1 protein-coding gene is annotated in these 507 nt (G+C 40.8%); it reads left to right on the forward strand.

Annotated elements, in window-relative coordinates:
- Positions 1-277 precede the first annotated feature (277 nt).
- A partial coding sequence (locus tag R2Q78_RS21865) for a hypothetical protein (RefSeq protein WP_316794745.1) occupies positions 278-507 on the forward strand: 230 nt, incomplete at its 3' end.

Here is a 507-nt window from a genome sequence, read left to right on the forward strand (position 1 = left end):
TTTAGGATCTGAACTCTTAGGTGGTAATTCTGATTTTAAGAGCGTAGTGAAGCGCTAATGGTCAGAATTTTTGATTGAGAAAGGTTTTATGTAGAGCGAGTGAGATTAGGGGCTGAGAATGTTACTTTACGCCGATGGATCTGCTTGGATACGGAGCATGCCCCATCCAAAAACTACGGTTGTTGTCTGGAAAAATTAAAGTGGACACTTTGGTCTGAAAAGGACTGAACACTATTGCCGGAATCTCCACGCTGCGCTTCCCTCGAGATGACGAAAAATGAGTGAAATTAACGAAGCAAAAGAAAGAATGAAAATGGAAAAAATAACGCAGGTAAGTTTACTGGATTTCTTAATAAGGGATAGAGAGCTTGAGGCATTCACCAATGTTGCAGGGATCGGCTTTAGTTTATTTGAAGATGAAGGGGTTTCTCTGGATCATCTGCTGAAGGATCAAACTGATGATGATATGAGGGAAGTAAGGCTTTGGTCTGATGATATGGATATAGC

The sequence above is a fragment of the Pedobacter frigoris genome, from assembly GCF_032678645.1.
Classification (GTDB): domain Bacteria; phylum Bacteroidota; class Bacteroidia; order Sphingobacteriales; family Sphingobacteriaceae; genus Pedobacter; species Pedobacter frigoris_A.